We start from the raw sequence: 6420 nt of genomic DNA on the forward strand, positions 1-6420 counted from the left end.
GGATCATAACGGGATGAAGAACGGCATTTTGCTCGTCAGCACCGCTTTTCTAGTGCTGACGATGGTGGCGGGGGCGCTCGCCGCTGCGCCGGCGGATTTGGCGCTGAACAAGACATTCGTCTCCAGCGATCCGAATGTCTCAGGCTGGAACCAGGGGCTGACCGACGGCTCCTGGGAGACCAGCGCTGGGAAAACGTTTGCCTCCGGCGCTTCGGAGACATTTCCCAAGACAGTCACGGTCGATCTGGATACGCCGCAGCGGCTTGGCTATGTCGCAATCGGCGCGCCCCAGTTCGGCTCGACCAGGACGGTCGAACTCTCGCTGAGCGGCGATGGCGTAAAGTTCGCTCAGGTCGGAAGTTACGTCTTTTCTCAGAACAAGGCCGAATATCATCTCTTCTCGTTCAAGGCGACGATGGCGCGGTATCTTCGTCTGACCTACGCCGACCGTTATTCCGATTCGGTCGGCTATCCGTCGGTGTACGTCTTCACGACCGAAGTGGCGGCGTATGCTCCGGGAGACGCGCCCTTGGTTGCGCACATTGGCCCGGAGCCGTCGGATATGCCCGCGCCCAAGCTCCGAGGAGATGGACAGATCGATCCGTCGTTTGTAGAATCGCATGAGTCATTTCTCAAGCGCGGCAAAGAGGGGCCGATCGGCGTTCTGTTTATCGGCGATTCGATCACCCATCGCTGGCTGGATACGCAGGACCTGTGGGAAAAGTATTACGGCCAATACGATCCGGCCGACTTCGGCATTGAAGGAGATAAAACCCAGCATGTCCTCTGGCGATTTGACAAAGGCGAACTCGATGGCATTCATCCGAAGGTCGTCGTTCTGATGATCGGCACGAACAACATGAGCGACCCTGCCGAAGCGATCGTTCAGGGCGATACGAAGATCGTCTCCGAAATCCATCGCCGCCTTCCCGACACGAAGCTGCTGCTCCTGGGCATCTTCCCGCGCGGCGTCAAGCCGGACGATGCCGTGCGAGCGAAGGTCAAAGGGATTAACGCCGAACTGGCGAAGCTCGACGACGGCGACAAGACCCGCTATTTAGATATCGGCGCCAAGTTCCTGGACGCGAGCGGCGAGATCACCAAAGAAATCATGCCCGACGCGCTGCACCCCAGCCACCAAGGCTACCAAATCTGGGCCGACGCCATGCAGCCGCTGCTGGATGAGATGATGAAGTCCTAAGGAATACAAAGCCGCCTTCGTGATCTGCGAAGGCGGCTTTTTTGTTATGGGTTATTTACAAAATGGGCAGGCAGCGACGATAGGTAAATGAGAGAGTACACGACACGCTCGCGATGGAAAGACGCAATTATGGAAGATGTGACGACGCCACGGCTGATCGTTCGCCGTTTCGCCGTAACGGATCTGGCTGACTTTTTGGCTTACCACACGCACCCCAAAGTGGCGGCGGTTCTGCCGGGGGAGCCAAAGAACAAGGAGCGGGCGGCGCAGTATCTTGCTCGTCAGGCTGTCGCCCAGGATAACGAAAAGGAATTCTGGCATGCGCTCGCGGTCTATCACCAGGAAGACGCGAAAGTGATTGGAGAAGTCGGAATCTATCTTGGAGGCCCCCCGGAGAACAAGGGTGAGATCGGTTTCGCTCTGCATCCGGATTATCATGGACGCGGATACGCCTTGGAGGCCGCGCAGCCGCTGCTTCAGTACGCATTTGTTACGTGCGATTTGCGCCGTATTACCGCGATGTGCGATACGGACAACACGAGTTCGTATCGATTGATGGAGCGTTTGGGAATGACCCGCGAGGGCCATTTTCGGCAGACCCATTGGACGCGCGGCGCCTGGCGTGACGAATATCTTTACGCCTTGCTGCGTGATGAGTGGCTTGTTCAGCAGGCTTCATGACAATCTGTGTGAGTGGATGGCGAAACAAAAATAGCCGTCTCCACGTGCTGCGGGGACGGCTATTTCGTTCTGATCGTCACCTGGGCGTTTTGCTTACTGGGCGGGCATGGCCGAAGTCAGCGCCTGTACGGAGGCGGGGGCGAGGGCTTTGTTCCAGATCGTGAAGTTCTGGAGGCGGCCGGTAAATCGGCCCGCGTCGGTCCAGGGGCCGGATGGGGCGAGGTGAACTTCGGGAGCAGCGTCTGCGAGGGCGGCCGGGGAGGCGGCGATTTCTTTGGCGTTCTTGTAAATGCGGATCGTGTCGCCATCGTAGGTGACGGTGATCATCTGCCACTTGCCGAGGTCATACGCGGTGTGCGTGGCGATGTCCACGCCGCTGCCCCAGAAGTGGATGCCGTCATCATTGAAGTACCCGAGGTAACGCTGCTGGCCGTGCGTGTCCTTGGTGTCGCCGAAGCCAACGAGCAGAGTTAGTTTCGTCGGCTTATCGGGCATGAAGACGAAGGTGTTGATCGTCCACGGATCGCCGCCCTTATTGGGGAGGCCGGCGATATCCGAGAGGGTGACATCCGCGCCGTTAAAAGCGCGAGGCGGGGCGATCTGGAGCACGGGGCGGGCGACTTCGAGCGCAGTCTCGGTTCCTGCTTTGATTGGATTGCCGGCGACGTCGCGCACGCCTGTAACAACGATGCGCGGGGCGTCTCCGGCGACCGGCGCGGCGAGTGTGAGGGTGACGATGCGCCCATCGGCGCTCAGGGCGGCATTTGTCACTGGGACGGTGGGCTGCAATTGATAGGCATCTATGATCTCTGCTGAAGCGCGATTCAGAGCCTCTGAGAATTTGACGGCGACAGTGGGCGTCGTCGCGGCGGTCGCGGCTGATTGGATCGTGGGCGGCGTGGTGTCGTTCACGCTGATTTTCGCGCGGCTGATGGGCCCAATCGCGTGCCCGTTTTCCACCAGGACCGCCTGGACCGTGGTGGGTTTTGTCAGCAGGATCGGAGCGTCATAGACGGGCGAGTTCGGACCGGGCTTCGTCCCATCCAGCGTGTAGTGCGTGGCGCCGCCGGAGTAGAGGGGCGGCTGGACCGTCACGGAAGTCGCGTTGTGGAACACGCCACCGGACGGCTCGATCTCGGGCGCGGCGTCGTCGGCCCGGTCCAGGACGTCCATGAGAGGCTGTGCGGCGACGGTGTCGTCGTTCGGATTTTGTGCGAGCGTGGCCGCCAGAATACGGACGCGCGGGTTGGTGGGCAAGCGCAGCGTCTTGGCTCCTTCGGGAATATCGATCGCGTATTTGAAGAGATAGCAGAATTGGTACGGATCGTTCTGTCCGTTCGCCAGACGCTTGTGATCAGCGTACCAGGCGACGGAGGCCGGTTTGATGTAACCTGGGGCGAGGCCGACCATTGGGTTATGCCAGTCGAAGGTGTACTCGGGAACGACGCCGCTCCAGAGCCTTGTGTCCCACTGGCCGACGAACCCATCCCAGCTCTGCACATTCAGCGTCACGGGCTGGGCGTCCACCAGAAACTTCGCTGCGACATCGCCCTCGGAGGACGCCGCCAGCAGGTAAACGCGGCGCGCCCTGCCGGTGGGCAGGGGGAGCGTCTGTCCCTGACAGGCTACGGCGTCAGGGGCCCCGTTTCTGGGGGCGAGGGTGAAGACAACGCCATCACTCGTGATCTTGGCTGGCAGTAGTTCTCCTGGAATCGCATTGTGGTTACCGTCAAAATTTGCGGGGACCGTTCGAAAGCGATTGGCGTTGTCTTCCGGCCCGGCGCTGATGACATCGGCGTTGTAGGGCAGGGCGAGCGGCGTTCCGGTCGGCGCGGACAGCTTTGTCTTCGATGCGGCCAGCGTCAGCGCGAAGGCGCGGGGGCGGTACGGCAGCATATCGAAGACGAGCTTGCCGTTCTTCACGGTCGCCGCGCCCATCGGCTGTTCCTGTCCGTTCACCTCGCGAGCAGAGACAATTGCGCCAGCCATCGCCAGTGTCACGCTCTTGGCGGATTTGCCGCTCAATTCATTCACGCGAATAATGATCTCGCGTCCATCCTCTGCCTGCTTTACGGCGTCTACGGAAACTTGAGGGCTGCTGGATTGAAGCAAGGAGAACGTTTTACCCAGCGTTCCAGCATGCGAAGGCGTCTGGAAGGCGACTAAGGGTTGGTTGAGCCGAGCGGCTTCCCAGGGCGTCTGGCCCTGCCGCCAGTCGCCGGCGTGTCCTTGCAGCGCGTACAGAATTTCATGACGTCCTAAATCTTGAGTTCCCTGGTCTTGGTAACCGCCGTTGACGCCGGGCGTGTAGAGGAGGGTTAGGCGGAGCGTATGATCATCGGGTTTGTCTGATCCGTATTTGTCTTGATTGAGCACGGAGACGCCGTATCGGCCATTGGTATCGGTCAGATCAAACCACTGGTGCGCGGGGACTTCAAACTGGGTCGGCTTGTTCGTGCTGCGCTGGATCGTTCCCGGCCCCCAATTGTAGGTGGCGTTGGGGTTCGAGACGGACAGAGGGAAGATCGCCTTCAGCGCGGTTTCCTTCGTCTTCCAATCCACAGTGCTGGAAAACTCGACGCGGTTTCCCGCGTCTCCCGCCGACAATCGGATCGTCTGGACGAAGCGTGAACCCTGAGCGCGGCGCTCGATTTGAAGCGCGACGCGGGCGGGGCCGTTCTCCACAATGCGCACCGTGGCGGGGCCATCCACGTAGGCGCGCGGCGGCTTCTGCTGATCCTCCCAATCCATATTCCAGGCGGGATAGCGCGATGGGTTCTCATGCTGGAATGCAAGGCGGGCAGGAGCCGAGAGCAATTCTTTTTGCGCCGTCTTGTCGTAGATGCTCGCGACATCGCCGCTGGTGTCCAGGCGCACTTTGTAGCGTGCATTTTCCAGACCCTGCTTCGTCACGCTCAGCGGAGACGCGATTTTGCTGGCGCCGGCGGCGGGGCGAACATCGTAAGCCGCGAAGCCGACGGAGGGGACCGTTGCGGCGAACAGAATTTGGATCTTTCCACCCTGTTGCTTGACCACTTGCGCGGGAACTTCGCGCCCATCAGGACCGAAGACGCGGACAGCGGCAGGGGCTGCGCCGGGGAAGGCGACGCTGGCCGAAACGATATCCTGGCGGGCGATGGACAGGGGATTATAGACGACGATGGGAACGCCCTGCGCGCGGGTGTCCATGGCGCGGGCGACGCCGCCGGCGCTCTGCTTCAGAACGCCGGCGAACTCGTTCATCGCGATGATCTGGTCGTTCCAGGCGTACGAAAAGCTCTGGGGAAGCGCGGTGCCGGCCATGAGATCGTGGAACTGGCCCGGCAGGAATCGCAGCCAGGCGTCGGTCAGGCGCGCCTTGTCATAGGGAGCGCCGCCGAGCCAGTCGGCGGCGACCGATGCGCGCTCGGCGGCGTCGGCCAGCACTTCATTCTTGCGGTTCCAGCGCTTCATATACGCCTGAGACGTAATGGAGCCGGCGGAGTGGTTTGTGAGCAGCATGTCGCCTTGGACACGCGGCAGACGTTCTTTTTGCTCGGGTGTGATGACGTCGAATAATTGGGATAGGGGCGCCGAGACGACTTTGACCGGTCCGCCGCCGTTTACGCTCTTTTCCATCCACTGCACGGAAGCCTCGGCGGGGGAGCCGCCTTGATCGCCGACGCCATAGTAACGAAGATCCAGTGGAACGCCCGATTGCTTGATGTTGCCCTGGATCCGATCGATCCACATCGGGTCATGGCTCAAATCTTTGTCGATCGTGCTGCCGTAACGTCCCGGGTTCAGCGCCGCCGTCACGGACTGGCCGTCCAAGCCTTCCCAAACGCCAACATTGAAGGGAATGCCGACGGTCGATCCTAAAAACAGTTTTTGTGTTGAGAAGCCCTTCAAACCACAGTGCGCCAGGATCGTCGGGATCGACCCGGGGTATCCAAAGGCGTCCGGGTCCATGAACTCGTTGCTGGCGACGCCGAACTCGCGCCGGAAGTAGTTGTTCCCATAAAGCACCTGCCGAACCAGCGATTCTTCGGAGGGGATATCCAGGTCGCACTCCTCCACGCTGGATCCGGCGGGGAACCAGCGGCCGGCGGCCACATACTGCTTGAGTCGCGCAAAATCCTCGGGATAATACTCCTGCATCAGCCGATAACGATTGGACCCCGTCCAGTTGAAGAGGTAGTTCGGGTACTTCTCGATCATTTCGAAGTTTTGATGCAGCGTATTTGCAAGATACTCACGGATTGTCTGCGGATAGCTCCACCGCCATTCGGTATCCAAATGCGAATACCCGATCACATAAAGTGTCGGGTCTTTGGGGGCTCCGGGCGCTTTCGGGGCGGCCTGCGCGTGCGCAGTGAGGCCCGTCCCCAGGAGAAATGCGGCGCCAAGCAGCGCCGGAGAAAATCGTTTTGCCATTATAGTGCTATTGTAACCGATCTGAGACAGGGTTTCAAGACGAGTTTGGTTCAGGCGGACAAGAACTCTTGTCCGCCTGGCCGACGAAATCGGAGGCTATGGGGTGACGGTCGTGTCGGGCT

The 6420-nt window shown here is 60.5% G+C and carries 3 protein-coding genes; 2 read left to right on the forward strand and 1 reads right to left on the reverse strand.

Annotated features, from left to right (window positions below):
• Window positions 1–13 precede the first annotated feature (13 nt).
• The gene (locus ABIZ35_RS01125; protein ID WP_348218036.1) at window positions 14–1201 is read left to right on the forward strand and encodes a GDSL-type esterase/lipase family protein; all 1188 of its coding nucleotides are present in this window, start codon (window positions 14–16) and stop codon (window positions 1199–1201) included.
• A 129-nt stretch (window positions 1202–1330) separates the two neighbouring features.
• Complete coding sequence (locus tag ABIZ35_RS01130) at window positions 1331–1882, forward strand: GNAT family protein (protein ID WP_348218037.1); 552 nt, start codon at window positions 1331–1333, stop codon at window positions 1880–1882.
• Window positions 1883–1975: 93 nt separating this feature from the next.
• On the opposite strand, the gene ABIZ35_RS01135 is transcribed toward ABIZ35_RS01130, so the two are convergent.
• The gene (locus ABIZ35_RS01135) at window positions 1976–6298 is read right to left on the reverse strand and encodes a glycoside hydrolase family 38 C-terminal domain-containing protein (RefSeq protein ID WP_348218038.1); all 4323 of its coding nucleotides are present in this window, start codon (window positions 6296–6298) and stop codon (window positions 1976–1978) included.
• Window positions 6299–6420: the final 122 nt, after the last annotated feature.

Source organism: Capsulimonas sp. (genome assembly GCF_039929585.1).
Taxonomy (GTDB): domain Bacteria; phylum Armatimonadota; class Armatimonadia; order Armatimonadales; family Capsulimonadaceae; genus Capsulimonas.

Bases quoted from the DNA above. Each gene is read 5' to 3' on its own strand.
- ABIZ35_RS01125 (WP_348218036.1), top strand. From the start codon at position 14: ATGAAGAACGGCATTTTGCTCGTCAGCACCGCTTTTCTAGTGCTGACG.
- ABIZ35_RS01130 (WP_348218037.1), top strand. From the start codon at position 1,331: ATGGAAGATGTGACGACGCCACGGCTGATCGTTCGCCGTTTCGCCGTA.
- ABIZ35_RS01135 (WP_348218038.1), bottom strand. From the start codon at position 6,298: ATGGCAAAACGATTTTCTCCGGCGCTGCTTGGCGCCGCATTTCTCCTG.